The following is a 653-nucleotide window of genomic DNA, read 5'->3' as shown; positions in this document are numbered from 1 at the left end:
GTTCTGTTTGGTGAAAATGGTTGTACCAAAGCCTCGCTGAAGGGCAAAACCATTGTTGATATGAGCTCCATTTCCCCGATTGAAACTAAACGTTTCGCTCGTCAGGTGAATGAACTGGGCGGCGATTATCTCGATGCGCCAGTCTCCGGCGGTGAAATCGGCGCGCGTGAAGGGACGTTATCGATTATGGTTGGCGGTGATGAAGCAGTATTTGAACGTGTAAAACCGCTGTTTGAACTGCTCGGTAAAAATATCACTCTCGTGGGCGGTAACGGCGACGGTCAAACCTGCAAAGTGGCAAATCAGATTATCGTGGCGCTCAATATTGAAGCGGTTTCTGAAGCCTTGTTGTTTGCTTCAAAAGCCGGTGCGGACCCGGTACGTGTGCGCCAGGCGCTGATGGGCGGCTTTGCTTCCTCACGTATTCTGGAAGTTCACGGTGAGCGCATGATTAAACGCACCTTTAATCCAGGTTTCAAAATTGCGCTGCACCAGAAAGATCTCAACCTGGCACTGCAAAGTGCGAAAGCACTGGCGCTGAACCTGCCAAACACCGCGACCTGCCAGGAATTGTTTAATACATGTGCGGCAAACGGTGGCAGCCAGTTGGATCACTCTGCGTTAGTGCAGGCGCTGGAATTAATGGCTAACCA

At 51.0% G+C, this 653-nt stretch carries 1 protein-coding gene; it reads left to right on the top strand.

From position 1 onward, the window contains the following. Positions 1 to 653, top strand: a 653-nt coding sequence (gene glxR / locus ACLO87_RS16780; protein WP_430224341.1) for a 2-hydroxy-3-oxopropionate reductase, incomplete at both ends; no start/stop codon positions are given.

This window comes from Paenalcaligenes sp. Me52, assembly GCF_050487965.1.
Lineage (GTDB): Bacteria > Pseudomonadota > Gammaproteobacteria > Burkholderiales > Burkholderiaceae_B > Paenalcaligenes.
The sequence above is the reverse complement of the archived record's forward strand: the minus strand, read 5'-3'. Positions and strand labels throughout refer to the sequence as shown.